Origin of the sequence: Streptomyces sp. NRRL S-118 (genome assembly GCF_000716335.1) — a bacterium.
In the GTDB taxonomy this organism is placed as follows: Bacteria; Actinomycetota; Actinomycetes; order Streptomycetales; family Streptomycetaceae; genus Streptomyces.
On the sequence record NZ_JOBL01000379.1, the window covers coordinates 1 to 401 of the forward strand.

At 73.6% G+C, this 401-nt stretch carries 1 protein-coding gene; it reads left to right on the forward strand.

Annotation, left to right across the window (positions count from 1 at the left end):
- Positions 1–401: SDR family NAD(P)-dependent oxidoreductase (locus IH00_RS36955; RefSeq protein ID WP_039946173.1), on the forward strand; the 401-nt coding region annotated here is incomplete at both ends.

Genomic DNA, 401 nt, shown 5'->3' on the forward strand with positions numbered 1-401 from the left:
GGCTCGTCGACCTCGACGACGCCGACGCCCCGGAGTGGAGTGCGCTCCTCGCCGTGGACGAGCTGCAGCTGGCCGTACGGAACGGCCGGCTGCTGGCGCCGCGACTCGGCCGCGCCCCGGCCGGTTCGCCCCGGCAGTGGTCGGCGGAGGACCGTGTGCTGATCACGGGTGGTACGGGTGGTCTGGGTGCGCTGGTCGCGCGGCACTTGGTCGAGCGGGGTGTGCGGGATCTGGTGCTGGTGAGCCGGCGTGGTCCTTCGGCGCCCGGTGCGCGGGAGCTGACGGCCGCACTGGAGGCGCTCGGTGCCCAGGTGTGGGTTGCTGCGTGCGACGTGTCCGACCGTGAGCAGGTGGCGCGGTTGGTCGGGTCGCTGGAGCGTCCGTTGACGGCTGTGGTGCAT